Annotated in this window: 23 protein-coding genes; 11 read left to right on the top strand and 12 right to left on the bottom strand. The window is 74.2% G+C overall.

The genetic code is table 11. The annotated features are described in order from the left end of the window. Window positions 1–302: 302 nt before the first annotated feature. Window positions 303–458 (top strand): hypothetical protein, encoded by a 156-nt coding sequence (locus ACWCP2_RS04620; protein ID WP_450907108.1) that lies wholly within the window; start codon window positions 303–305, stop codon window positions 456–458. A gap of 30 nt (window positions 459–488) precedes the next feature. Here ACWCP2_RS04620 and galK read toward each other — a convergent pair whose 3' ends face one another. Then, window positions 489–1,640, bottom strand: a complete 1,152-nt coding sequence (gene galK, locus ACWCP2_RS04615) for a galactokinase (RefSeq protein WP_450907107.1) — start codon at window positions 1,638–1,640, stop codon at window positions 489–491. Then, complete coding sequence (gene galT / locus ACWCP2_RS04610) at window positions 1,637–2,701, bottom strand: galactose-1-phosphate uridylyltransferase (protein WP_450907106.1); 1,065 nt, start codon at window positions 2,699–2,701, stop codon at window positions 1,637–1,639. The genes galK and galT overlap by 4 nt, the downstream gene beginning before the upstream one ends. A 127-nt stretch (window positions 2,702–2,828) precedes the next feature. On the opposite strand from galT, the gene ACWCP2_RS04605 reads away from it, so the two are divergent. After that, entirely contained in the window at window positions 2,829–3,641 is an 813-nt protein-coding gene (locus ACWCP2_RS04605; protein ID WP_450907105.1) for a DeoR/GlpR family DNA-binding transcription regulator, read from the top strand. A gap of 160 nt (window positions 3,642–3,801) precedes the next feature. Here the strand turns inward: ACWCP2_RS04605 and ACWCP2_RS04600 are convergent, their stop codons facing one another. Beyond that, entirely contained in the window at window positions 3,802–4,218 is a 417-nt protein-coding gene (locus tag ACWCP2_RS04600; protein WP_450907104.1) for a PaaI family thioesterase, read from the bottom strand. A 58-nt stretch (window positions 4,219–4,276) separates the two neighbouring features. Next, on the bottom strand, window positions 4,277–6,301 hold the full coding sequence (locus ACWCP2_RS04595) for an oxidoreductase (protein ID WP_450907103.1): 2,025 nt from the start codon (window positions 6,299–6,301) through the stop codon (window positions 4,277–4,279). Window positions 6,302–6,489: 188 nt separating this feature from the next. Here ACWCP2_RS04595 and ACWCP2_RS04590 point away from each other — a divergent pair, with 188 nt between their 5' ends. The 4 genes from ACWCP2_RS04590 to ACWCP2_RS04575 all read left to right on the top strand — a co-directional run bounded on the left by ACWCP2_RS04590 (window position 6,490) and on the right by ACWCP2_RS04575 (window position 9,613). Then, window positions 6,490–6,828 (top strand): hypothetical protein, encoded by a 339-nt coding sequence (locus ACWCP2_RS04590; RefSeq protein ID WP_450907102.1) that lies wholly within the window; start codon window positions 6,490–6,492, stop codon window positions 6,826–6,828. Beyond that, entirely contained in the window at window positions 6,825–7,538 is a 714-nt protein-coding gene (locus tag ACWCP2_RS04585) for an alpha/beta fold hydrolase (RefSeq protein ID WP_450907101.1), read from the top strand. Before ACWCP2_RS04590 ends, ACWCP2_RS04585 begins: the two co-directional genes overlap by 4 nt. Window positions 7,539–7,649: 111 nt before the next feature. Beyond that, a complete protein-coding gene (locus tag ACWCP2_RS04580) occupies window positions 7,650–8,243 on the top strand; it encodes an ArsR/SmtB family transcription factor (protein ID WP_450907100.1) in 594 nt (197 codons plus the stop codon). Between the two features lie 86 nt (window positions 8,244–8,329). Further along, the gene (locus ACWCP2_RS04575; RefSeq protein ID WP_450907099.1) at window positions 8,330–9,613 is read left to right on the top strand and encodes an MFS transporter; all 1,284 of its coding nucleotides are present in this window, start codon (window positions 8,330–8,332) and stop codon (window positions 9,611–9,613) included. Window positions 9,614–9,642: 29 nt separating this feature from the next. Here ACWCP2_RS04575 and ACWCP2_RS04570 read toward each other — a convergent pair whose 3' ends face one another. After that, complete coding sequence (locus tag ACWCP2_RS04570) at window positions 9,643–10,689, bottom strand: universal stress protein (RefSeq protein ID WP_450907098.1); 1,047 nt, start codon at window positions 10,687–10,689, stop codon at window positions 9,643–9,645. A gap of 48 nt (window positions 10,690–10,737) precedes the next feature. Continuing rightward, entirely contained in the window at window positions 10,738–11,094 is a 357-nt protein-coding gene (locus ACWCP2_RS04565; RefSeq protein WP_450907097.1) for a hypothetical protein, read from the bottom strand. 185 nt (window positions 11,095–11,279) lie between these two features. Between ACWCP2_RS04565 and ACWCP2_RS04560 the strand changes: the two genes are divergently transcribed. Beyond that, complete coding sequence (locus ACWCP2_RS04560) at window positions 11,280–11,729, top strand: universal stress protein (protein WP_450907096.1); 450 nt, start codon at window positions 11,280–11,282, stop codon at window positions 11,727–11,729. Window positions 11,730–11,784: 55 nt separating this feature from the next. Here ACWCP2_RS04560 and ACWCP2_RS04555 read toward each other — a convergent pair whose 3' ends face one another. Further along, on the bottom strand, window positions 11,785–12,729 hold the full coding sequence (locus ACWCP2_RS04555) for a serine/threonine dehydratase (protein WP_450907158.1): 945 nt from the start codon (window positions 12,727–12,729) through the stop codon (window positions 11,785–11,787). 83 nt (window positions 12,730–12,812) lie between these two features. Next, window positions 12,813–13,457 carry a TetR family transcriptional regulator gene (locus ACWCP2_RS04550; protein ID WP_450907095.1) on the bottom strand — a complete coding sequence of 215 codons (645 nt, stop codon included), beginning with the start codon at window positions 13,455–13,457 and terminating at the stop codon, window positions 12,813–12,815. Window positions 13,458–13,650: 193 nt separating this feature from the next. On the opposite strand from ACWCP2_RS04550, the gene ACWCP2_RS04545 reads away from it, so the two are divergent. The 4 genes from ACWCP2_RS04545 (at window position 13,651) to ACWCP2_RS04530 (ending at window position 19,956) form a co-directional block, all read left to right on the top strand. Further along, window positions 13,651–15,366 carry a ricin-type beta-trefoil lectin domain protein gene (locus ACWCP2_RS04545; RefSeq protein ID WP_450907094.1) on the top strand — a complete coding sequence of 572 codons (1,716 nt, stop codon included), beginning with the start codon at window positions 13,651–13,653 and terminating at the stop codon, window positions 15,364–15,366. Between the two features lie 119 nt (window positions 15,367–15,485). After that, window positions 15,486–17,825, top strand: a complete 2,340-nt coding sequence (locus ACWCP2_RS04540) for an alpha-N-acetylglucosaminidase (RefSeq protein ID WP_450907093.1) — start codon at window positions 15,486–15,488, stop codon at window positions 17,823–17,825. Between the two features lie 223 nt (window positions 17,826–18,048). Next, entirely contained in the window at window positions 18,049–18,258 is a 210-nt protein-coding gene (locus ACWCP2_RS04535; RefSeq protein WP_450907092.1) for a hypothetical protein, read from the top strand. 102 nt (window positions 18,259–18,360) lie between these two features. Beyond that, a complete protein-coding gene (locus ACWCP2_RS04530) occupies window positions 18,361–19,956 on the top strand; it encodes a molybdopterin-dependent oxidoreductase (protein WP_450907091.1) in 1,596 nt (531 codons plus the stop codon). 25 nt (window positions 19,957–19,981) lie between these two features. On the opposite strand, the gene ACWCP2_RS04525 is transcribed toward ACWCP2_RS04530, so the two are convergent. From ACWCP2_RS04525 to ACWCP2_RS04510, 4 genes are all read right to left on the bottom strand, one after another. Continuing rightward, window positions 19,982–20,998: an iron-siderophore ABC transporter substrate-binding protein gene (locus ACWCP2_RS04525; protein ID WP_450907090.1), complete on the bottom strand. Its 1,017-nt coding sequence runs from the start codon at window positions 20,996–20,998 to the stop codon at window positions 19,982–19,984. A 77-nt stretch (window positions 20,999–21,075) separates the two neighbouring features. Next, on the bottom strand, window positions 21,076–21,891 hold the full coding sequence (locus ACWCP2_RS04520) for an ABC transporter ATP-binding protein (protein WP_450907157.1): 816 nt from the start codon (window positions 21,889–21,891) through the stop codon (window positions 21,076–21,078). A 62-nt stretch (window positions 21,892–21,953) separates the two neighbouring features. Further along, window positions 21,954–22,958 carry a FecCD family ABC transporter permease gene (locus tag ACWCP2_RS04515; protein WP_450907156.1) on the bottom strand — a complete coding sequence of 335 codons (1,005 nt, stop codon included), beginning with the start codon at window positions 22,956–22,958 and terminating at the stop codon, window positions 21,954–21,956. Between the two features lie 86 nt (window positions 22,959–23,044). After that, complete coding sequence (locus tag ACWCP2_RS04510) at window positions 23,045–24,058, bottom strand: FecCD family ABC transporter permease (RefSeq protein ID WP_450907089.1); 1,014 nt, start codon at window positions 24,056–24,058, stop codon at window positions 23,045–23,047. Between the last annotated feature and the right edge of the window lie 141 nt (window positions 24,059–24,199).

Raw genomic sequence — 24,199 nt, 5'->3', positions numbered from 1 at the left:
CTGGGCGGGTCGGGCCTCGGGCCCGCCCAGGTCGGGACGGCTGCCCGGATATTTCCGTGCCGGGCGGACGTCCGTGAACGAGAATGCTCCGCATGACGACGTGAAGAGCACCGGCCGGGCGACAGCACTGGCGGAAGGCCGGGAACTTCGGCGCGGTTCCCGGTGGTGACCGGTACGTCTGCGCCGACTGCGGGACGCCCGTCCGCTCGTACACGTACCGCTGCCATCCGCCCGAATCCCCGGCGTTCGAGCGGTGCATCGGCCTCGCCTGGTGTTCCGCCTGCCGCCTCTACTCCGGCAACATGGTCCAGGTTCCGCGCAGGCGGGTCCTCGTCGACCGCCTCGCCTCCCTTCCCGAGGAGCAGCGCGAACGGCTCCTGCGGTCGGAGGCGCGGCTGATCGACTTCTTGGACCGCCAGGACCGCCAGGACCGCCAGGACCGGCGCGGCAGAGGTTAGTGCCGCCGGCCCGGAGCTCGGCGGTCCCCGTCACAGCCGCCGCGCACCCGCCGCCGGGGTGACCGTGAGGAGCCGCGGGAAACGGTGGCCGGCCGCGCCGAAGGACGCCGAGACGCGGTCGCCCACGGCGCTCTCGCGCCCCGCCTCCACCAGCGCGATGACGGAGCCGCCGAAACCGCCTCCCGTCATCCGGGCGCCCAGCGCCCCGGCGCCCAGCGCGGCCGTCACCGCGAGGTCGGTCTCCGGGCAGGAGACCCGGTAGTCGTCGCGCAGCGACGCGTGACCGGCCGTCAGGATCGTTCCGAGGGCGGCCGCGTCGCCCTCCCGGAGCCGGGCGACGGCCTCGGCGACCCGGCCGTTCTCGGTCACCACGTGACGGACCAGCGGTACGAGTTCCCCCGGGAGCTCCTCCAGGGCCCCGACGAGGTCCCGGGCGGGCAGGTCCCGCAGGGCGCGCAGGCCGAGCAGCCCGGCCGCCCGCTCACAGCCCGCGCGCAGGGCCGCGTACGCCCCGTCGCCCAGGTCGTGGGAGACCCGGGTGTCGATCACGAGCAGTCCGAGTCCCTGCCCCGGGAGGTCGAGGGGCACCTGCCGGTGGAGCTCCGGGGTGCGGGCGTCGAGGTGGAGGGCGGCCCCGGTGGCGCAGCACACGGAGGCCATCTGGTCCATGATCCCGCAGGGGACTCCGGCGAAGGCGTTCTCCGCCCGCTGGGCGATCCGGGCCAGTGCCGGTCCGGGCAGCCGCAGACCGTACAGCTCGTCGCAGGCGACCGCGACCGCGCACTCCAGTGCGGCGGAGGAGGACAGGCCCGCGCCGGTGGGCACCGTGGAGTCGAAGTGGAGCTCCGCGCCGCCGACCGGGTGTCCCGCCTCGGCGAGGGCCCAGACCACTCCGGCCGGGTACGCGGCCCAGCCCGTCACCGCCCCGGGGGCCAGGTCCGCCACGGCCAGTTCGGTGATCCGGCCGTCGCCCTGCGCGCTGTGCAGCAGCAGCCGGCCGTCCGTACGGGCGCGGGCGGCGACCAGGGTGGTCTGCGGGAGGGCGATGGGGAGGGCGAAGCCGTCGTTGTAGTCGGTGTGTTCACCGATCAGGTTGACCCGCCCGGGCGCCGCCCAGACCCCGTCGGGGGAACCGCCGAAGAGCTTCTCGAAGGTGCCGGCGGCCTGTTCGGTCCGGTTCACGCCAGGGCCTCCCGCAGTCGTCGCGCGGCCGTCTCGGGGGCCACGTCGTTGATGAAGGCTTCCGTCCCGGACTCCGTCCCGGCGAGGAACTTGAGCTTGTCCGGAGTCCTGCGGATGGTGAACAGCTCCAGGTGCAGGGCGAGTTCCCCGCCATCGGTGCGGGGTGCCTGGTGCCATGCGGAGATGTACGGGGTGGGGGCGGCCGCCCTCCGCGGCCGCCCCGCCTCCGCCTGCGGTACGGGGAACAGCCGGTCGAAGCGGCGGAGCAGGTCGAGGTAGATCCCGGGGAACTCGGCCCGCTCGGCTTCGGTGAGGCACGTCAGGTCCGGTACCCGGAGGTGGGGGTACAGGTGGACCTCGTACGGCCAGCGGGCGGCGTAGGGCACGAAGGCGGTCCAGTGCTCCCCGGCCGTCACCACCCTCTCGGGGGCGGCGCGGGCCCGGGCGAGGAGGTCCTCGAAGAGGTTGCGGCCGGTGGCGGCGCGGTGCGTCCGCGCGGCGGCCGTCATCTTGGCGGTGCGCGGCGTGACGAAGGGGAAGGCGTAGATCTGGCCGTGCGGGTGGGCGAGGGTCACCCCGATCTCGGCTCCCCGGTTCTCGAAGCAGTACACCTGCTCGACGCCGGGGAGGGCGGAGAGTTCCGCGGTGCGGTCGGTCCAGGCGTCCAGGACGAGCCGGGCTGCGGCCGGGGTGAGGTCGGCGAAGCCGGCTTCGTGATCGGGGGTGAAGCAGACGACTTCGCAGCGTCCGGCCTCGCCCGCGAGGGAGGGGAACCGGTTCTCGAAGACGGCGACCTCGTAGTCGGCGGCGGGGATCTCGCTGAGCCGGCCGTCCCGGGAGGGGCAGAGCGGGCATTCTCCGGCGGGCGGGTGGTAGGTCCGGTTCTGGCGGTGGGAGGCGATGGTGATCCAGTCGCCGGTGGCCTCGTCCCGCCGGAGTTCCGGCCTGCTGTCCACGGGATCCAGTGGGCGCGGGTCGGGGGCGTCGCGGACGGCGCCTTCGCCGGTGTCGAAGTAGATCAGTTCGCGGCCGTCCGCGAGTTTCGCGAGGGTCTTCTTCACCTACCGAGAATAAACAGTCCCGAACATTTTCCACCAGTGCATGGCATGGTTTCCCCCAGATTTCAACAACATGGCCGTGTTATCTTGCTGCCTTCTGACCGGTTTCGCCGATTCCCGGGAGCGACCCGTGGCCGAGCAGGCTGCCCAACTGGCCCATCAGCGACGCGCCCTGATGCTGGACGCGGTCCGGCGCGAGGGCGCGGTGCGGGTGGCGGACCTGGTGGGGCAGCTCGGTGTCTCGGACATGACCGTCCGGCGGGACCTGGACGCCCTCGCCCGGCAGGGTCTCGTGGAGAAGGTGCACGGCGGAGCCGTCGCCCCGGCCGGGGCGAGCGCGCACGAGCCCGGGTTCGAGGCCAAGTCGGATCTGGAGGGCGATGCCAAGGCCGCCATCGCGGACACGGCCGCGACCCTGGTGGAACCGGGCAGCGTGGTCGCCGTCTCGGGGGGCACCACCGCGCACGCGGTCGCCGCCCGGCTCCTCGGGGTCCCGCGGCTCACCATCGTCACCAACTCCCTGCCCGTGGCGGAACTGGTGTGGGCCCAAGGCCGGGAGCGCGGCGCCGGCGCCCCCGCCCTGCTGCTGACCGGCGGCTCGCCCACTCCCTCGGCGGCCCTGGTCGGGCCGCTCGCCGACCTGGCGATCGGCTCCCTCCACGTGGACCTGCTCTTCCTCGGCGCGCACGGGGTGGCGCAGGGCGCCGGCCTGACCACCCCCAACCTCATGGAGGCCCAGACGAACCGCGCCCTGGTCGCCTCGGCGCGCCGGGTCGCCGTCGTGGCGGACCACACCAAGTGGGGGGTGGTGGGGCTCAGCGGCTTCGCGGCGCTCCATCAGGCCGACTGGTTCGTCACCGACGCCGCTCTGCCCGCGGCCGCCCGGGCCGCGCTCGCGGAGGAAGTGGGCGAACTCCTCGTCGCGGGCGAGCAGCAGAGCTGAGCGCCCGGGCACGGCCCCCGGGCGGCGGCACGGTCGGGGAGCGCGGCGGGGTCAGAGGCCCGCGCGGGCGATCAGGAGGCGGAGGCGCCCGCGGCCGGGGTCGCCGCCGGGTCCGGGGTGACCTGCTCGCGCAAGGTCATGGAGCGGACACCTCGCACCGTCATCCCAGCAGGGCGTAGACGGTGGAGGCCTTCGCGGCCGGCTCCTCGGCGCCCTCGGGTGTCAGGGTGACGTCGGCGAAGGCCATCCGCTTGCCGAGTTTGGTGATCCGTACGTCGATCAGCACATCGGCGCCGGTCACCGGCCGCTGGAAGGTGGTGGACTGCTGGACGGTGGTCATCGGACCGTAGGCCCCGCGCGCGGCGGAGATCGCGATCACGGTGGCGGTGTCCGCGGCGGCCATCAGGGCCTGCCCGCTGAGGCCCCCGCCGTCCCGGGCGAGGGTGTCGGACCAGGGCAGCCGCAGGACGGCGTGCCGCTCGCCGGTCTCCTCGACGGTGAGTCCGAGGGCGAGCACCCAGGGGGCGAAGTTGTCGTGGAGGATCCGGTCCGCGTCTGCCGGTGTCAGCGTCGTCACCGGGTGATTGTGGCGGCCCGGCCCGGGCCGCCACAACTCCCTGTGCGCCGACCGGTCCTCAGAGGGCGGCGGCCAGTTCGGTGCCCTGCCGGATGGCCCGCTTGGCGTCCAGTTCGGCGGCCACGTCGGCGCCGCCGATCAGGTGCGCCTCGATGCCGGCCGCGCGCAGGGCCTCGTACAGGTCGCGGCGCGGTTCCTGGCCGGTGCACAGGACCACCGTGTCGGCGGGTACGAGGCGCTGCTCGCCCTCCACCGTGATGTGCAGGCCCTCGCTGTCGATCCGGTCGTACGCGGCCCCCGCGACGGAGACGACGCCTCGGTGCTTGAGCTCCGCCCGGTGGATCCACCCGGTGGTGGTGCCGAGCCCGGCGCCGACCTTGGTGGCCTTGCGCTGCAGCAGGTGGACCTGGCGCGGCGGGGCGGGGCGCTCGGGGGCGGTGAGGCCGCCGGGGCCGGTGTAGGCGGTGTCCACGCCCCAGTGGCGGAAGTAGACCTCGGGGTCCTGGGAGGCGCCTTCGCCGCTGTCGGTGAGGAACTCGGCGACGTCGAAGCCGATGCCGCCGGCGCCCAGGACCGCGACGCGCTGCCCGACGGGGGCGCCGTCGCGCAGGACGTCGAGGTAGCTGACGACGTTGGGTCCGTCGACTCCCTCGATGTCGGGGGTGCGGGGGGTGACGCCGGTGGCGACGACGACCTCGTCGTAGCCGCGCAGGGTCTCGACGTCGGCGCGGGTGTTCAGCTTGACCTCGACCGCGTGCTCGGCGAGTTGGGTGCCGTAGTAGCGGATGGTCTCCTCGAACTCCTCCTTGCCGGGGATGCGGCGGGCGATGTCGAGCTGCCCGCCGATGTGGCCGGAGGCCTCGTAGAGGGTGACGGCGTGGCCGCGCCCGGCCGCGGAGACGGCGCAGGCCAGGCCGGCCGGGCCGGCGCCGACGACGGCGACGCGCTTCTTCAACTGAGTGGGAGACAGGACGAGTTCCGTCTCGTTGCAGGCGCGCGGGTTGACCAGGCAGGTGGTGAGCTTGCCACTGAAGGTGTGGTCCAGGCAGGCCTGGTTGCAGCCGATGCAGGTGTTGATGGTCTCGGAGCGGCCGGCGGCGGCCTTGGCGACGAAGTCGGCGTCGGCGAGGAAGGGGCGGGCCAGGGAGACCAGGTCGGCACGGCCGTCCGCGAGCAACTCCTCGGCGATCTCCGGGGTGTTGATGCGGTTGCTGGTGACGAGGGGGACGGAGACCGCGCCCATCAGCCGCTTGGTGACCCAGGTGTAGGCGCCGCGCGGGACGGAGGTGGCGATGGTGGGGATGCGGGCCTCGTGCCAGCCGATGCCGGTGTTGATGATGGTCGCGCCGGCCGCCTCGATCTCCTTGGTGAGGTGGACGACCTCGTCGAGGGTGGAGCCGCCGGGGACGAGGTCGAGCATCGAGAGGCGGTAGACGAGGATGAACTCCTCGCCGACGGCCGCGCGGGTGCGCCGGACGATCTCCAGCGGGAAGCGGACGCGGTTCTCGTAGGCGCCGCCCCAGCGGTCGGTGCGCTTGTTGGTGGCGGCGGCGATGAACTCGTTGACCAGGTAGCCCTCGGAGCCCATGATCTCGACGCCGTCGTAGCCGGCCAGCTTGGCGAGGCGGGCGGCGCGGACGAAGTCCTCGATGGTGCGCTCGACTTCGGCGTCGGTGAGCGCGTTCGGGACGAAGGGGCTGATGGGGGCCTGGAGGGCGCTGGGGGCGACCAGGTCCTTGTGGTAGGCGTACCGGCCGAAGTGGAGGATCTGCATCGCGATCTTCCCGCCCTCGGCGTGCACCGCGTCGGTGACCACCCGGTGCTCGGCGGCCTCCTCCTCGGTGGTGAGGCGGGCGCCTCCCTCGAAGGGCCGGCCGGCGTCGTTCGGGGCTATGCCGCCGGTGACGATCAGACCCGCGCCGCCGCGGGCGCGCTCGGCGTAGAAGGCGGCGAGACGCTCGAAGCCCCGCTCGTGCTCTTCGAGGCCGGTGTGCATGGAGCCCATGATCACGCGGTTCGGCAGGGTGGTGAAACCGAGGTCCAGGGGGCTCAGCAGGTGCGGGTACCGGCTCTGGGGACTCATGAGGGGCGCCTCCTCGCGCGGGGGTGATGAACCTGTTCTAGCTGAGCGGGCGCTTATTATGCAACTAGGTGCACAACCGGGTGCGGAGCGGCGCGGCCGGGGGATCCGCGGATTCCGGGGACCGAGGGCCCTCACCGGCGGGACCTGTGGCGCAGTTCACGGCCCGGGCGATCGCCAAGGATGGGGGGATGCCCGCATTCCCCGCGCCCGCACTCCGCGGCGCCCCCGCGCTCCGCGCCGCCCTCGCACTCCGCGGCGCCCTCACACTCCGCGCCGCTCCCGCACTCCGCGCCGCCCTGGTCGCCGCCGTGACGGCACTGATGCTCGCCGGCTGCGGCATCACCGAGTCCGGTATCGGCCGGATCGGCCACAAGGTGGCGGACGCCGTGGGCGCCGCGGACCGGCATCGAGGACCGGGAGGAGACCGGGACCACGGGAACCCGAGCCGGGTCGAGTGGCTGCGCGGCAGCACGCCGGACGTCTCCGCGGCCCGGGCGCCGCACGGCCCGGTACCCTCGGGCGGATGACGCGCGAGCCCCGCACCACCCGGCCGGCCGAGCAGCACACCGTGACGGTGAAGGGCGGAGTGCGCCTCGCCTACGAGGTCGCCGGCCCGCCGGCCGGACCGCCGGTGCTCCTTCTCCCCGCGCTGGGCGCTACCGCCGCGGACTGGGCCCTCGTACGGGACGAACTCGCGCGGGAGCGGCGGGTGTTCGCGCTGGACCTGCGCGGCCACGGAGCCAGCGAGTGGTCCGCCGCGTACTCGCTGCCGCTCATGCGGGACGACGTACTGGCCTTCCTGGACGCCCTCGGACTGGACCGGGTGGACCTCGTCGGGCATTCGATGGGGGGCGTCGTCGCCTACCTGGCGGCGGCCGCGCAGCCGCACCGGTTCGGCCGGATCGTCCTGGAGGACGCGCCCGCCCCGCTCCCCCGCGAGCCCGTGGCCCCGGAACGCCCCGAGGGCGAACTCGCCTTCGACTGGGCGATGGTGCTCGCGGTCCGCCCCCAGCTCGACCGCCCGGACCCGGCCTGGCTCGCGGGGCTGGCGCGGATCACGTCCCCCACCCTGGTCGTGTACGGCGGCCCCGCCAGCCATCTGGCGGCCGCCTCCTTCGACGAGGTGGTCCGCCGCATCCCGGACGCCCGCCTGATCACCCTCCCCTACGGCCACCTGATCCACGCGGCGGCGCCCGAGGAGTTCACGGCGGCCGTCTCGGCGTTCCTCGCGGAATGATCCCGGCATGCGGCGCCGGCAGGCGGCGCACGAAGAGGACGGTGAACCCCGCCGCCGGCGAGATGTGAAAGATTTATTGCGCAAATTCTGCTTCGGATCTACGGTGCCGTCATGCGACCCGAGCACGAGCCCGAGCGGATCACCGACCTGTCCCGCCTGAAGGCCTTCACCCACCCCCTGCGCATGCAGCTCTACCGGCTGCTCTACGCCGCCGGCACGGCCACCGCGTCCCAGCTGGCAGAACAGGTCGACCAGGCCCCGTCGCTGGTCAGTTACCACCTGCGCAAGCTGGCCGAGCACGGCTTCGTGACCGAGGCGAGCGACCGGGGCACCGACGGCCGCGAGCGGTGGTGGCAGGCGGCGTCCGACGAGGGCTGGGGTTACCGCGACTCCGACTTCGCGCGGACCCCCGAGGGAGCCGCCGCCGTCGACGCGGTGACCCGCGGCATCCTCGACAACCGCACCGCGCAGTACCGCGCGTACCTGGACGAGACGGCCTCCTGGGGTCCGAAGTGGACCGATGCCGCCTTCACCTCCGAATGGATGCTCGACCTGACGCCCGCCGAACTCGCCGAGATGAGCGCTGAGTTCGACGCCCTGACCCGGCGCTGGCGGGAGCGCGGCAAGGCCGCCCTGGCGGCCGGCGACACCGAGGAACGCGAGCACGTGTCCGTGCACCTCTACGGGTTCCCGTTCCGGCTCTGACGGAGCCCGCGCCGCGTCACGAACCGCGTCACGAACCGCACCCCGAGCCGACCCCGACCCGCGTCCCCGAGCCGCTGGAGCCCGCCATGGCCACCACAGAGACAGCCCTCTCCGAACGCGCCGCCGTACCCGCCCACCGTGACGGCAACGTGCTGCGCTGGCTCGCCGCGTACACCGTTTCCCTCGTCGGCGACAACGTGTACTTCATCGCCCTGGCCTGGTCCGCGCAGAAGTCCGCCGGTCCCGCCCAGGTCGGGCTCATCATGGCCGCCGGAGCGCTGCCCCGGGCCCTGCTGATGCTGGGCGGGGGCGTGGTGGCCGACCGGTTCGACCCCCGCCGCGTGCTGCTCGGCAGCGACGCGCTGCGCTGCGTCCTGCTCCTCTCGGTGGCCGCCGCCGTCGCTCTGACCTCTCCGGCCCTGTGGCTCCTGGTCGCCGTGGCGCTCGTCTTCGGCGCCGTCGACGCCGTGTTCGTCCCCGCGATCGGAGCGCTCCCGCCGCGGATCACCAGCGCCGACCAGCTCACCCGCGTCACCGGCATGCGTTCCCTGTCGATGCGCCTCGGTCAGATCGCGAGCCCTCCCCTCGGGGGCCTGGCCATGGGACTCGGAGGCCCCGCGGCCGCCTTCACCGTCGCGGGCCTCCTCTTCGCGCTGTCCCTCCCGCTCCTGCTGACGGTGCGCATACGGTCGGCCGGAACGCCGGCCGCAACGCCCGGAGGGACCCGGCCGGAACCGGGCACCGCGTGGAAGGACCTCCTCGACGGCCTGCGCTACATCCGCCGGCACCGCCTCATCGGCCCGCTCGTCGCCGCCGGCGCCGTCTGCGAGCTCGGCCTCACCGGGACGCTCAATGTCGGCCTGGTGCTGCTCAACGCGGAACGGGGCTGGGGCGCTTCCGGCTACGGCTGGATCGTCAGCGGCTTCGGCGCGGGGGCGGCCGCCAGTGCGGCGGTGCTCGCCCTCCTCGGCCGGGTGCCCCGCGCCGGCCTGGTGCTCTCCGGAACCCTGCTCGTGGGCTGCGCGGGCGCGGCCGCCATGGCGCTGGTGCCGGCCCTGTGGATCGCCGTGGTGCTCGCGGTGTTCGTCGGACTGGGCGCGGGCGTCTTCGGCAGCCTGAACAACGCGCTGATCCAGACCGCGGCCGACCCCGCGTACCTGGGCCGGGTCACCTCCGTCGCCATGCTCACCATGGTCGGGCTCGCGCCCCTCAGTTACCCGCTCGTCGGCGCCGCCATCGGCGTCTGGGGCTCCGCCCCGGTGTTCGTCGGCTGCGGCGCCGTCGCCTGCCTGGGCGTGGCCATCGCCCTGGCCTCCGGCGCGGTACGCCGCGCCGAACTACCGCGCCCGGCACCGGGCAAGGCCGCGTAGTCCGGCTCCCGGCCGGGGCCCCGCAAGCCCTACCCGCGTACGGGAACCACCGCCACCGGGCACAGGGCGTGCAGCAGTACCGCGTTGGAGACCGAGCCCATGAGCAGGGAGTCGGCCCGCAGGCGGCGCCGGTGGCGGCCCACGACGATGAGGTCGGCGCGCTGGGAGGCGGTGACCAGGCGGCCCGCCGGGTCGCCGGGGGCGACGACCGCTTCGACGGTGACGTCGGGGTAGCGCCGGGTCAGGTACGGCTGGAGCCGCGCGCGCTGGTTCTCGGCGAGTTCCCGGGCCGCTTCGGTGGCCTCGCCGCCGGCCGTGCCCGGCGGGTAGCCGCCGCCGCGCTCGGCGACGAGGGCGCCGACCAGGGTGAGCGAGGTCAGCGGGACCAGGTGCGTGGAGACGACCTGGAGCACCGCGCCCCGGCGGCGGGCCTCCGCGAAGGCGAAGTCGACGACGTCCTCGGAGGTCTCGTCGGGTGCCAGGCCCAGCACGATCCGCCGCTCGCCGCCCGGCGCCCGGCCCGGTGCCGCATCGGGTGCCGCACCGGCTTCCGTGCCCGGTCCCGTGCCCGGTCCCGTGCCCGGTTCCCTGCCCGGGGCCTGCCCCTCGGCCTCCTCCGTGACGAGCCGCGCGGCGTGCGGGACGACCACGACGGGGCACGGCGACTGGGCCGCGCACACCCGGCTGTTGGAGCCGAGCAGCAGGCTGGCGAAGCCCCCGAGGCCGCGCGAGCCCATGACCAGGAGCTGCGCGCCCGCCGCCAGCTCGACCAGCGTGGCGGAGGGGGCTCCGTCGCGGGAGACGCAGGTGACGGGCGGCAGGTCGTCCCGGCCGGCCAGGCGCTCCCGTACCGCGTTCAGGACCGGATCGCCGTCCCCGCCGGGCGGCGGTACGAGGGCCTCGCCGTGGGCGTGGATCCGCGGGGCGTCGGGCCGTACGTGCACCACGTGGAGCGCCGCCCCGCGCATGCGGGCGGTGTCGAGGGCCCAGTCCAGGGTCCTCAGACCGTGTTCCGAGCCGTCCACGGCGGCGAGGACGGGGCGGGCGGGGGCGGTACCTGCCGAGTTGGTCTGCATGCCTCCACCCTCCGGCGGGGCGGGCCCCGCGGGCAGGGACCGAAGGCCCTACTTCACGCGGTAGTCGGCCTTCTCCGCGAGCTTGCCGTCCTTGTAGCAGAAGCGCAGGACCGTATCGCCGTTCCCGGAGTCCGAGAGGTACCAGGAGCACTGGCTGCCGGCCGGTACGGCCGGGCCGCCCTCCTTGAGGGCAGAGGTGACGAAGCTTTCGCCGGAAGGCAGCTTGGCGCGGACCTCGGTCTCGGAATCGCCCACGCTCACGGCCTCGTACACCGTGTGGTCGACGAGGGTCTTCTCGGCCACGTCCATGACCTTGCCGACTCCGAACAGCAGCGCCACGAGCAGCCCGATCCCCAGCACCCCGGCCACCGCGCAGCCGATCAGACATCCCTTGCGTTGCGCCACGTCGAACTCCTCGCTCATCCGCCGGACGGCTTCCGTCCGTGCCCCCGACTCTCGCAAGCACGGCGCGGCCGCTGCTGTCCTCCAAAGTCTCGGGTCCGCGCAACGATCGTCGTTCGAGGGAGGACGGGGTGCGGCGTGTATACAGGGAGAAGAACGATCATTCGGATGAAACGTGAGGAACCACCGTGAGCCAGAACACCGAGCCCCTGATCGTCGTCGGCGTGGACGGTTCCAACCACTCGAAGCAGGCCCTGCGCTGGGGCGTCGCCCAGGCGAAGGCCATCGGCGGCCGGGTGCACGCCGTGATGAGCTGGGAGTGGAACACCAACCCCTTCGGCGTCAGCCCGGCCGAACAGACCGAGCTGGTGCACGCCGAGGACGCGGCCCGGCAGAAGCTCGCCGACACCGTGGCGGAGGCGGTCGGCACCTCGCCGGGCGTGCCGGTCTTCCGCCGGGTGGAGCAGGGCTCGCCCGCGCGGGTGCTGGTGGACGCCTCGAAGGAGGCGGAGCTGACGGTCGTCGGTACCCGCGGCTACGGCGGCATCAAGGGCGCGCTGCTGGGCTCGGTGAGCCAGCAGGTGGTCCAGTACGCGGACAGCACGGTCGTCGTGGTCCGCGAGGACGGCTCCGCCTGAGGGGCCGGGCGACCCCGGCCCGGCAACCCCGGCCCGGCGACCCCGGCCCGGCGGCTCAGGCCGGCGCCGCGCCCAGGTCCGACGGGTCGGTGTTGGCCCCGCAGAGCACCACGGCGACCCGCTCGCCGAGCGGCCCGGGCGCGGTGCGTACGGCCGCCAGGGCGGTGGCCGCGCCCGCTTCGACGACGATGCGGTGCTCGTCCCAGAGCGCGCGCCGGGCGGCGGTGATCGCCGCGTCCGGGACGAGGACGGACGTGGCGTTCGCCTCCTGGACCGCAGCCAGCGCGTCCGCGGAAACCCGGGTGGCTCCGAGGGAGTCGGAGGCCACCGAGTCCACCGGGACGTCCACGGGCCGGCCCGCTTCGAGGGCGGCGTTCAGGGCCCGGCAGTTCTCCGGCTCGGCCGCGATGACCCGTACGCCGTGTTCCCGCGCGGCGGTCGCGATGCCCGCGAACAGCCCGCCTCCGCCGACCGCGACGACGACCGTGTCCAGGCCGGGCAGGGCCGTGCGGATCTCGTCGAGCAGGGTTCCGGCGCCCGCGGCGATCAGGGGGTGGTCGTAGGCGTGGCTGCTCAGCGCCCCGCTCCCGGCGGCGAACTCCCGGCAGGCCGCCAGCGCTTGGTCGTACCGGTCGCCGACGAGCCGTACGTCGGCCCCGTAGCCGCGCAGCCGCTCCACCTTGACCCGCGGGGCCGTGGCCGGCAGGAACACGGTGGCGGGAACGCCCTCGGCGCGGGCCGCCCAGGCGCAGGCGAGCCCGGCGTTGCCGCCGGAGGCGATGGTGACCCCGGCGGCGGGGAGGGCGCCGGCGGCGCGGTGGGCGGCGAGGAAGTTGCGGGCGCCGCGCGCCTTGAAGGAGCCGGTGTGCTGGAGGTACTCCAGGGCGTACGAGAGCCCTCCGCCCGCCGGAATCACGGTGACGGGCCGCACGGCCCCGGCGATCCGGCCGGCGGCGGCGCGCACGGCTTCGTAGTCGAAAGACACCGCGTCGAAAGACATCGCGTCCAGTGACACCGCGTCGAGCTGCTGTTCCATGACCCGTACTCCTGTCGTTCGGAAAACTCTCGGAACGTGCGCGATCCTCAGGCTCCCGCGGGCCGGTTCGCCTCGATCAGCTGGCGCAGGGCGCCGTAGTACACCTCGTGGTCGGTCAGCGCGGGCAGTACGTCGGCCAGCCCGCCGGAGAGCACGGGGAACTCGGCGGGATCCAGGGCGGCCAGCGCCCCGCGCGAGGCGGCGGTGGCGGCGGCCGGGTCCCGGTGGTCGACGAAGGCCGCGCTGCCCAGGGTCAGCAGGTACATCCGCCGGTACGCGGTCATCGCTTCGGCGGGGGTCATCCCGGCGGCCACGCTGTCGGCGAGCGCCGGCTCCACGAGCCGGGCCAGCAGTTGCCGGCCGAGCCAGGGGCGGCCGCCGCGCAGGATCATCAGCCCGGGGTGGTCCGCGAGGAGCCGGTAGAGGGAGCTGAACCGCCGCTCGGTGGCTTCGGCCCAGCCCACCCCGGCCGGAATCAGGGGCAGTTGGGCGGCGAGGTGCTCGGTGCAGAGGTCGAGCAGGCCGGCGAGGTCGGTGCAGCGGCGCTGGACGGTGGCGTGCGAGACGTCGAGCCGCTCGGCGAGCGCGCGGAAGCTCAGCGCGGCGGGCCCCTGCTCGTCGAGGAGCCGCAGGGCGGCGGCGGCGATCGCGGCGGGTGTGGCACGGTCCAGTGCGGCTGATGTCCTCGGCATGGGATACAGCGTATCAGCCAGCGTCACAGTCACTGTAACGAACGACGTACCGTACGCCGTATCACCTCCTTTCGCGTGCGCTCGACTACACCCATATTGCTGGTCATTGATCGATAACCCCCGACTTATGTTGACAGCGGGTAGTCACACCGCTGCACTGAGCCCTCGACAGCCCCCACGTCAAGGAGACTCCGTGCCGCCTCGCCTGCGTGCGTCGCTCCCCTGTCTGACCGCGGCCGCCCTGCTCGCCCTCGCGCTCTGCCCCGCCCCGGCGACGGCCGAGCCCCACGCGACGTCGGACACCCCGCTCGCGCTCACCCCGCCCATGGGCTGGAACAACTGGGCGCACTACATGTGCGACATCGACGAGGCCAAGGTCGTGGCGAACGCGGACGCGCTCGTGGCCACCGGCCTGGCAGCCAAGGGCTACGACACCGTCACCATCGACGACTGCTGGATGACCAAGAGCCGCGACGCGAACGGCAGTCTGGTGGTCGACACGCAGAAGTTCCCGCACGGGATGGCCTGGCTCGGCGCGTACCTGCACGCCAGGAAGCTGAAGTTCGGCATCTACCAGGACGCCGGCTCCCTCACCTGCGAGCGCTACCCCGGCAGCGGCTCCCCCGAGGGCGGCGGCCCCGACCACTACGCCCGCGACGCACGGCAGTTCGCCTCCTGGAAGGTGGACTACGTCAAGATGGACGGCTGCAACCTCTGGGTGCCGGAGGGCAGGACCAAGGAACAGGCCTACCGGGACGCGTACAACTCCGTGGCCAGGGCGCTGCGCGGCAGCGGCCGCGACATGGCGCTGTCCGCCTCGGCGCCCGCCTACTTCCAGCAGGGCGAGTGGGGCGGCTCCGACTGGCACAAGGTGATCGACTGGGTCGGCGAGACGGGCCAGCTGTGGCGCGAGGGCAAGGACATCAAGGTCTACAAGCCGACCGCCCCGGACACCTCGCGCTGGAGCTCGGTCCTGGGCAACTACGGCTACAACCGCTGGCTCGGCCGGTACGCCGGCCCCGGCAACTGGAACGACCCCGACTTCCTGATCGCCGGCGCCCCCGGGCTCACCGCGGCGGAGAGCCGCAGCCAGGTCGGCCTGTGGGCCATGATGGCCGCGCCGTTCATCCTGTCCTCGCAGGTCTCCGAACTCTCCGCGGAGGGGCTCGCCGCCCTCGGCAACACCGATCTGATCGCGCTGGACCAGGACCCGATGGGCCGCCAGGGCGCGGTGGTCTCCTCGAACGCCACTTTCGACATCCTGGTGCGGCCGCTGGCGAACGGGGACCGTGCGGTCGCCGTGCTCAACCGGTCCGGCGCGACCCGCGACATCCGCGTACCGCTGGACGAGCTGGGCCTGGACTCCTGCACCGTCGAGGCGAAGAACCTGTGGAACGGTGAGACCCGCGAGCTGTCCGACACCCTGACCGGCACGCTGGCCGCCCACGACACCGGCGTCTGGCGGCTCACCCCGCGCACCGGCTGCGCCGAGGCCAGGCCCACCGGACAGATCGCCGGCCGGGGCTCCGGCACGAACGCCGCCTGCGCCGACGGGGCGAACACCACCGGCGTCGGCGCCGTTGTGATGGCCGCCTGTACGGGCGCACCCGACCAGCGCTGGACCCTGGGCCGGGGCGGCAGCCTGAGCCTGGCCGGCGCCTGCCTGTCGGCGGGCGAGGAGGGCCTCGTGGAGCTGGCCGACTGCGCGGCCGGACAGCGGCGCCGCGAGCCGGGTCAGAGCTGGACCCACCGGCGCGACGGCGCCCTGGTCGACGACGCGAGCGGACTCTGCCTGACGGCGCCCGCGCCCGCGGCGGCCCCGGCCGAGCCGGGCACCCCCGCCGAGCGGCTGCGGCTGACGCCCTGCGGCGACCACCAGGTCGACCAGGCGTGGGCCCTGCCGGTCTGACGGCCCGCCCCATGGGGAAGCCGACGAGGCACCAGACGAGGAAGCACCCACCCACCGAGCCGAGCGATCCGGCCGCAGCGCCGGAGCCGACGGAGCCGACGGAAACAAGGACGACGCGCATGCCGGTTCCCCTCCCACGAAGCGGCCGGGCCGCCCGGCGGGTGCGCCGCCGGATCACCCTGGCCGCGCTGCCCGCGGCCCTGCTCACCCTGACCGTGGCCGGGGCGGCCCCCGGCGCGACGGCTCGCGCCGCGGGGGCCACGGCTCCCGCGGCCGGAGCCCGCGTCCACTCCCCCGCCCATTCCCCCGCCGACCGCGCCGGGACCCCGCCCGCACCCCGGCCGCGGGTCTTCGACACCGCCCCCGCCCGGGCCTCCCTGCAGCGGCTGCTCCCGCGCCACGCGCAGCAGTTCACGCTGGTGTCCGACGCCGGGGCGCAGTCCCCGACGGGATCCGACACCTTCACCGTGTCGGGCAGCGCGGGCGCGATCACCGTCCGGGGTTCCACCGGCGCCACCCTGCTCACCGGGGTCGGCTGGTACCTCCAGCACGTCGCCGGAGCCGACATCGGCTGGCCCGGGGACAGCATCGGCCTGCTGCCCGCCGTATTGCCGGCGGTGCCCTCGCCGGTCACCCGCAGCGCGAAGGTGGCGCACCGGTACGCGCTGAACGACACGGACGACGGGTACAGCGGCCCGTACCGCACCTTCGAGGAACACCAGCGGCAGATCGACCTGCTCGCCCTGCACGGCATCAACGAGGTGTTCGTCCAGGTCGGCGCCGAGTACCCGTACTACAAGGCCCTCCAGCGGTTCGGCTACAGCGCCGAGGAGCTGCGGGAGTGGATTCCGGGTCCCGGTCACCAGAGCTGGTGGCTGCTGCAGAACCTGAGCGGCTTCGGCGGTCCGGTGTCCGAGGAACTGATGCGCGGACGGGCCGAGTTGGGCGGGAAGATCGCCGAACAGCTGCGCGGGCTCGGCATGACCCCGGTCCTGCCGGGCTACTTCGGGACGGTGCCGCCGGCCTTCGCCGGCCGCAACCCGGGTGCGATCACGGTCCCGCAGGGCGACTGGGCGGGCTTCGACCGGCCCGACTGGCTGGACCCGATGTCGCCGCCCTTCGCCAAGCTGGCCGCCGCGTACTACGCCGAGCAGCGCGCCCTGTTCGGGGACAGCACGATGTACCGGATGAGCCCGCTCCACGAGGGCGGCCAGACGGGCTCGGTGAACGTGAAGGCGGCCGCCGGAGCGGTGCAGCAGGCCCTGTGGGCGGCGCATCCGGGAGCGCTGTGGGCGGTGCTGGGCTGGCAGGACGATCCGACCAAGGAGCTCCTGGCCGGGGTGGACACCTCGAAGCTGCTGATCCTCGACGGGCTCTCCGACCGGTACAACCGGCTGGACCGCGAGACCCGTTGGGGCGGGACCCCGTACGCCATCGGCTCGATCTACAACTTCGGCGGGCACACGACGATCGGCGCCAACACCTCGGTGTGGATCGACCGGTTCGAGTCCTGGCGCGCGAAGCCGGACAGCGCGCTGAAGGGCATCGCCTACCTGCCCGAGGCCACCGGGACCAATCCGGCGGCCTTCGACCTCTTCACCGACCTGGCGTGGGAGCCCGGCCCCGTCGACCAGCAGAAGTGGTTCGCGGACTTCGCGGCCCGCCGGTACGGGGCCCCGGACGCCCAGGCCGCCGCGGCCTGGGAGGAGCTGCGCAAGGGCCCGTACAGCACCTCCTCGGGGCTGTGGTCGGAGTCCCAGGACAGCCTGTTCACCGCCCGGCCGAGCCTGACGGCCGTGGGATCGGCCTACTGGAGCCCCAAGGCGATGCGCTATCCGGCGGGTTCGGTGCGCCGGGCCCTGGACCACCTGCTCAAGGTGGCCCCCCGGCTCCGCGGCTCCAGCGCCTACCGCTTCGACCTGGTGGACACCGCCCGGCAGGCGCTCGCCAACCACTCGCGGGTGCTGCTGCCCCGGATCAAGGCGGCCTACGAGGCCCAGGACCTGGCCCTGCTCCGCGAGCTGACGGCCGAATGGGCCAACGGGGAAAAGCAGTTGGACGCGCTCGTCGGCTCCGATCCGAACTTCCTGCTCGGCTCCTGGCTGTCGGCGGCCCGCTCGCACGGCGCGGACGAGGCCGAGCGCGACCGGTACGAGTACGACGCCCGCTCGATCCTCAGCGTGTGGGGGCGGCAGAGCACCAGCGAGGGCGGCTTCCTGCACGATTACGCGAACCGTGAATGGAGCGGCCTGATCAGCGAGTTGTACGCGCGGCGCTGGTCCTCCTACTTCGACTCGCTGGAGGAGGCCCTGGTGCGGCGCGCCGCGCCGAGGGCGATCGACTGGCACGCCTTCGAGGACGACTGGGCCAGGCTCACCACCCGCCACCCGGTCCGGCCGACCGGTGACCCGTACGTCCTGGCGGCCGGCGTCGCCGCCACCCTTCCCGACGTCAACTGACGTACACCATAAGGGTGGTGGGGATCCTGCGGTGATGCGGAGCTCACCCTCCGGGGGGAGGATCCCCACCCTCACGGGGGACAACCGGGCCGACCGTCCGGCGCTCCAGCGGGGCACCGGGTTCACTGAAGGACACTGCCGGAAACGGATCAGGGGCGGTCACCGGAGCCATCGTCCGGAGACCGCCCCTTCCGACGCCGCCATCGCCGGAAGGACGCCCGCCATGTCCGAGACCGACCCGTACCGCGCCTCCGCCACGCCGGAGCGCCCGGCGCTCCTCACCGACGGGATCGTCGAACTGCGCAAGCGCCGGCAGACCGCCGTCCACCGGACGGCGGGCCCGGCCGGCCAGGCGGGCCCGGCCGATCCGGAGGGCCGCCTCGCCGCCATGGCGCGGCGGGCCGCGGAGCGGGCCGGGCACCTGCTCGCCTGAGGCGCGGCCGCGCGCCCGTCCCGGGGCGCGGACTCCCGCTGCGGAGGCACCCTGGTACGTGGGGGGATCCATCCCACCGGGGGGCGCGGGCGGTGACTGCGCATGATCCGTGTGAAAGCGGCGCCGGACGACCCGGTCGGACCCGCCCGGTACGCGCTCGGCGCCCTCGGCGGGCTGCTCGCCGCCTTCGCCGGGCTGGCCCTGGCCCAGCTGGTCGCGGCGGCCGTCCGGCCGGAGGCGGCCCCGCTCACCGCCGTCGGCGCGGCCGTGGTCGACGCCACCCCGGCCGCCGTCAAGGAGTGGGCGGTCCGCAGCTTCGGTACCGGGGACAAGCTGGTGCTGACCCTGGGCACCGGCGCCGTGCTGGCCGCCGTGGCGATCGCGGCCGGGCTGATCGCCGTACGCCGCCCGGCCGCGGGCACGGCGCTCGCGGCCGCCTTCGGCGTGCTCGGCGCGGCGGCCGCGCTGACCCGGCCGGAGGCCGCCTGGCAGGACGCACTGCCCTCGCTGGTGGCCGGAGCCGCGGCCGCCGGAGTGCTGTACGTGCTGGTCAGAGCCATCCCGCGGCCCCGTCCGCGGCCCTCGGGAGCCGGTCGGCCCGGCGCCCTGGACCGACGTGGCTTCGGCCGGCTCGCCGTCGCCGTCCTGGCCCTGTCGGCCGGAGCCGGGTACGCCGGGCGGCGGCTCGGCGCCTTCGGCGACGCGGGAGCCACGGCCTCGCGGGCCGGGCTCGTCCTTCCGCCCCCCGCCGTGGCGGCCCCGCCGGTCCCGGCCGGATCGGATCTGCGGATCGCCGGGGCCACCCGCTTCATCACCCCGAACCGGGAGTTCTACCGGGTGGACACCGCTCTGGTCGTCCCGCGCGTGGACGCGAGCACCTGGCGGCTGACCGTGCACGGGGAGGGGGTCCCCAGGCCCCTCACCCTCGGTCTGCGGGAGCTGCTCGCCCGGCCCCTGATCGAGCACGACGCCACCCTCACCTGCGTCTCGAACGAGGTGGGCGGCCCGTACGCGGGCACGGCCCGCTGGCTGGGCGTGCGCCTCGCCGATCTGCTCCGCGAGGCGGGGGTCAGACCGCCCTCGCAGGGCGGGCGCGCCGACCAGCTCGTGGCGCGCTCGGTGGACGGGATGACCCTCGGCATCCCCGTAGAAGCCGTGATGGACGGCCGGGAGGCGCTGCTGGCCGTGGGCATGAACGGCGAACCGCTGCCCTTCCCGCACGGTTTCCCCGTACGGATGATCGTGCCGGGCCTGTACGGGTACGTCTCCGCGTGCAAGTGGCTGCGCGACCTGCGGCTCACCACCTTCGCCGCGTACGACGCGTACTGGGTGCGCCGCTCCTGGGCCCAGCAGGCACCGGTCAAGACCCAGTCGCGCATCGACACCCCGCGCTCCGGCGCCGAGGTCCCGGCGGGCCGGGTGGCCGTCGCCGGGGTGGCGTGGGCGCTGCACCGGGGCATCGCGCGCGTCGAGGTACGGGTGGACGGGGGGTCGTGGCACGAGGCGCGGCTGGGGACGGCCGACGGGAACGACACCTGGCGCCAGTGGGTATGGCCCTGGGAGGCGGCTCCGGGCGAGCACACCCTGGAGGTCCGGGCGACGGACGGCGCCGGCGCCGTACAGACGGGGAAACGCGCCGGGACCCTTCCCGACGGGGCCACCGGATGGCACGCGGTGACGGTCCGGGTGCGGAGGTAGCCCCCCGGGGCAGCGTCCGGTTCCCCTACTTCAGGGCCTTGGCAAACTCGGGAACCACCTGGTCCAGGGCGTAGGAGACCGAGAGGACGGAGTCGGTCGCGAAGGCCGAGCTGAGCGTCGACTCCGGTTCGAAGACGAGGTCGTGCCCGGCCTTGACGACGGGGATCGCCTTGAACAGGGCGTCGTCCTTGGCCTTGGCGGCGGGCACGCCGATCGGCACCATGATCATGAGGTCGGCGTCGAGCAGGTCCAGGTCCTCGCGGGAGATCTCGGTGAAGAACGAGCCGCCCGCCCTGGCGTCGACCTTCGGGTTGTTCTTGAAGCCGAGGCGCTCCAGGAAGTCGACGCGGCCGCTGCCGTGGACGTAGGCGCCGTAGCCGACGCTGGTGAGGGAGCCCGCGGTGACGGTCCGGCCCTGGAACTCGGGGTGCTGCGCCACGGCCGCCTTGAACTTCCCCTGGACGGCCTCGACGAGTTCCTTGCCCTTGTCGTGCAGGCCCAGGGCGTCCGCGACCATCCCGGTCTGGGTCTCCCAGTTGGTCAGGTACTGCTCTCCGCCCTTCGGGACGCCGATGGTCGGGGCGATCTTGCTGAGGGTGTCGTACCGCTTCTGGTCGCCGCTCGACTTGGTGTCGAGGATCAGGTCGGGCTGGAGGGCCGCGATCTTCTCGTACTCGGGCTCCATGGTGCCGATCTTCTCGGGGCTCTTGGTGTAGAGGCCCTTGGCCCAGGGGCCGGTGCCGTCGCCGCCGAAGGCGAGCCAGTCGCTGGCGCCGACCGGCTGCACGCCCAGGGCCAGCGCGGTCTCGGCGTCGCCCCAGCCGAGGGCGACGACGCGCTGCGGCTTCTTGTCGACGGTGATCTCACCGAACTTGGTGGCGACCTTGGCGGGGAACCCGCCGCCGGCCGCCGGGGTGGTGGCCTTGTCGTCCTTGGTGTCGGCGGAACACGCGCCGAGGGTGGCGGCCAGGGCCATCGCGGCGGCGAGGGCGGTCGCGGTCTTCGTACGGCGGCGGATCCGGGGCGCGGCGGTGCGGGTCATGCGGGATGCAACCTCGTTCGGGTTTCGGGGAGGGTCTTCGGGCGATGGGCGATGGGCGACGGGCCGTGCCGGGCGGCTCAGGGGCTCGACCGGTCGGTGCGGTGACGGCCGATGGGGACGATCAGGGGGGTTCCGGAGACCGGGTCGGGGACGAGCGTGCAGCGCATGCCGAAGGCACGGGTGACCAGTTCCTCCGTGACCACGGCGGCGGGCGGGCCCTCGGCGATGACCCGGCCGTCGCGCAGCGCGACGAGGTGGTCGGCGTAGCGGCAGGCGAGGTTCAGGTCGTGGAGGACGACGGCGATGGTGGTGCCGTGGTCCTGGTTGAGGTCGACGAGGAGGTCGAGGACGTCGAGCTGGTGGCTCACGTCGAGGTAGGTGGTGGGCTCGTCGAGCAGCAGGATCTCGGTGCGCTGGGCGAGGGCCATCGCGATCCAGACGCGCTGGCGCTGGCCGCCGGAGAGCTCGTCGACGGAGCGGTCGGCGAGTTCGAGCACGTCGGTGGCCAGGAGGGCGTCGGCGACGGCCGTGTCGTCCTCGGAGGTCCAGCGGCGGAACCAGCCCTGGTGCGGGTAGCGGCCGCGGCCCACGAGGTCGGCCACGGTGATCCCGTCGGGGGCGACGGGGGTCTGCGGCAGGATGCCGAGACGCGCGGCGACCTCGCGCGTGGCCAGGGTGTGGATGTCCCGGCCGTCGAGCAGGACGCTCCCGGACAGCGGCGGGAGCAGCCGGGCCATGGAGCGCAGCAGGGTGGACTTCCCGCAGGCGTTGGGGCCGACGATCATCGTGATCCGGCCCGGGGGGATGTCGAGGGTGAGGCCGTGGACGATCTCGCGGCCGTCGTAGCCGAGCCGGATGTCACGCGTTCCCAGGGTGGGTCCGGCGCAGGGCATGTCGGTGTCCTTCTCCTGAGGGGTCGCCGAGGGGGCGGGCGGCGGTGTGTGGGCGGTACGGGTCATCCGAGGCGGCCCGTCCTGTTGGCGCGGGCCAGCAGCCACAGCAGGTACGGGGCTCCGATGAGGCTGGTGACGACTCCGACGGGGAACTGGCTCGACCAGAGCAGGTGTTGCGCGGCGAAGTCGGCGACGGTCACCAGCAGCGCTCCGGTGAGCGCGGCCGGCACCAGGGCGGCCCCGGAGGCCGGGGCGAGCCGGCGGGCGATCGGCGCGCAGACGAAGGCGACGAAGGCCACGGGTCCCGCGGCGGCCGTGGCGACGCCCGCGAGGGCCACGGCGCAGCCGAGCAGGGCCAGGCGCGAGCGTGCCACGGGGGTGCCGAGCCCGGCGGCGGTGTCCTCGCCCAGCCGCAGGGTCTCCAGGTCCCGGGCGGCCACCGCGGTGAGCGGCAGCAGCACCAGCAGGGCCCCGAGGAGCGGCCACAGCTGGGCCAGGGTGCTCCCGTTGAGGCTGCCCGTGAGCCAGAGGAGGGCGTTCTGGGCCGCGGTCACCTGGGTGCTGGTCAGCAGGTAGGAGGTGATGCTCGACAGGGCGGCGCCGATGCCGACTCCGACGAGGACGAAGCGGGCGCCGGAGACGTGCCCGCGGCGGGCGAGCGCGTGGATGAGGGCGGCGCTGAGCAGGGCTCCGGCCAGCGCCGCCGCCGACAGCGCGATGCCGCTGAGCGCGAACCCGAGGGAGGCCAGGACGGCCGCGGCGCTCGCGCCCTGGCTGATCCCGATGACGTCGGGACTGGCGAGGGGGTTGCGCAGCAGTGCCTGGAAGAGGGCGCCGGACAGGCCGAACGCGGCGCCCACGAGCAGACCGACCAGGACCCGCGGCAGGCGCAGCTCGACCACGATGAAATGGGCCCCGGGGCCGGCCGTACCGGTGAGGGCGCCGATGACCTCGCCCAGCGGTACCGCGAGGTCGCCGGTGCACAGGGCCGCGCAGAACACGGTGACGATCGCGGCCGTCAGTGCGAGCGTGACCGTACGGCCGCGGGCGCGCCGCTTGCGGCGGATCGTACGCAGCGTGGCGGCGGCCCCGGCACGGGACCCGGTGGGGTCACGGGGCGCGGGGGTGTCCTCGGCAAGGTGCTGGGAGGCATTCACAGTCCGGCCGTCTTCCGCCGGCGGACCAGCAGGACGAAGGGGACGGCGCCGATGGCGGCCGTCAGGATGCCGGCCTGGACCTCGCCGGGCCGGGCGATCAGGCGGCCGGCGATGTCCGCGGCCAGCAGGAGCACGGGAGCCGCGAGAGCGCTGTACGGGAGGATCCAGCGGTGGTCCGGGCCGGTGCACAGGCGCACGGCGTGCGGGACGACGAGGCCGAGGAAGGCGATGGGGCCGGCGACGACGGTGGCGGCGCCGCAGAGCAGGACCACGACCACCGCGCAGAGGGCGCGCGTCGGGCCGACGCGCTGGCCGAGGGCCCGGGCGATGTCGTCGCCGAGGGCGAGGGCGTTCAGCCGCGGTCCGAGCAGCAGCGCGACGAGGGCGCCGGCGGCGATGAACGGGAGTGCCTGCCAAAGGACCGCGGGGTCGCGTCCCGTCAGCGAGCCGACCTGCCAGAACCGGTACTGGTCGAAGGACTTGGAGTCGGTGAGCAGCATCGAGGTGGTGAGCGACAGCAGGGCCGCGCCGGTCGCGGCGCCGGCCAGGGTCAGCTTGACGGGGGTGGCGCCGTCGCGGCCCAGGGAGCCGATGGTGAAGACGAGGAGGGAGGCGACGAGGGCGCCGAGGAACCCGAACCAGATGTAGTGGGCGGGGTCCGTCATGCCCAGCACGCTGAGGGCGAAGACGACGGCCGCGGAAGCGCCCGCGTTGACGCCGAGGATGCCCGGGTCCGCGAGCGGGTTGCGGGCGATGCCCTGCATGACCGTGCCGGCCAGGCCGAGGGCCGCTCCGGCGAGGAGCCCGGCGGCCGTGCGGGGGATCCGGACCTCCAGCAGGATCAGCTGGGCCTTGTCCGTCCGGTCGGGGTGGAGGAGCGCGGGCAGCAGGTCGGCGGCCGCGACGCGGCCGGAGCCGGTCATCAGGCTGGCCCAGACCGTGAGGAGCAGCAGGGCCGCCAGGGCGACGAGGCCCAGCGACCGCAGCAGCGTCGCGCGGTGCCCACGCATGCCTCACCTGTCCCTTTGCTCGGGCAGGCAGCGGCCGACCACTTTGCGTCGAATGGAGTAAGGCGACCCTAACAACGCATCATGAGGGCCCTTGCGGGCTTTGGTCCCTTTCTTCCGGCCGTTGTGCCCTGGCCATTCGGC

The organism is Streptomyces sp. NPDC002104 (genome assembly GCF_053593795.1).
The sequence above is the reverse complement of the archived record's forward strand: the minus strand, read 5'-3'. Positions and strand labels throughout refer to the sequence as shown.

Coding starts and splice junctions, on each gene's coding strand:
- ACWCP2_RS04525 (WP_450907090.1), bottom strand. CDS start 20,998: ATGACCCGCACCGCCGCGCCCCGGATCCGCCGCCGTACGAAGACCGCG.
- ACWCP2_RS04575 (WP_450907099.1), top strand. CDS start 8,330: ATGGCCACCACAGAGACAGCCCTCTCCGAACGCGCCGCCGTACCCGCC.
- ACWCP2_RS04520 (WP_450907157.1), bottom strand. CDS start 21,891: ATGCCCTGCGCCGGACCCACCCTGGGAACGCGTGACATCCGGCTCGGC.
- ACWCP2_RS04590 (WP_450907102.1), top strand. CDS start 6,490: ATGCCCGCATTCCCCGCGCCCGCACTCCGCGGCGCCCCCGCGCTCCGC.
- ACWCP2_RS04580 (WP_450907100.1), top strand. CDS start 7,650: ATGCGACCCGAGCACGAGCCCGAGCGGATCACCGACCTGTCCCGCCTG.
- ACWCP2_RS04540 (WP_450907093.1), top strand. CDS start 15,486: ATGCCGGTTCCCCTCCCACGAAGCGGCCGGGCCGCCCGGCGGGTGCGC.
- ACWCP2_RS04570 (WP_450907098.1), bottom strand. CDS start 10,689: ATGCAGACCAACTCGGCAGGTACCGCCCCCGCCCGCCCCGTCCTCGCC.
- ACWCP2_RS04595 (WP_450907103.1), bottom strand. CDS start 6,301: ATGAGTCCCCAGAGCCGGTACCCGCACCTGCTGAGCCCCCTGGACCTC.
- ACWCP2_RS04620 (WP_450907108.1), top strand. CDS start 303: ATGGTCCAGGTTCCGCGCAGGCGGGTCCTCGTCGACCGCCTCGCCTCC.
- ACWCP2_RS04530 (WP_450907091.1), top strand. CDS start 18,361: ATGATCCGTGTGAAAGCGGCGCCGGACGACCCGGTCGGACCCGCCCGG.
- ACWCP2_RS04510 (WP_450907089.1), bottom strand. CDS start 24,058: ATGCGTGGGCACCGCGCGACGCTGCTGCGGTCGCTGGGCCTCGTCGCC.
- ACWCP2_RS04550 (WP_450907095.1), bottom strand. CDS start 13,457: ATGCCGAGGACATCAGCCGCACTGGACCGTGCCACACCCGCCGCGATC.
- ACWCP2_RS04585 (WP_450907101.1), top strand. CDS start 6,825: ATGACGCGCGAGCCCCGCACCACCCGGCCGGCCGAGCAGCACACCGTG.
- ACWCP2_RS04535 (WP_450907092.1), top strand. CDS start 18,049: ATGTCCGAGACCGACCCGTACCGCGCCTCCGCCACGCCGGAGCGCCCG.
- ACWCP2_RS04555 (WP_450907158.1), bottom strand. CDS start 12,729: ATGTCTTTCGACGCGGTGTCTTTCGACTACGAAGCCGTGCGCGCCGCC.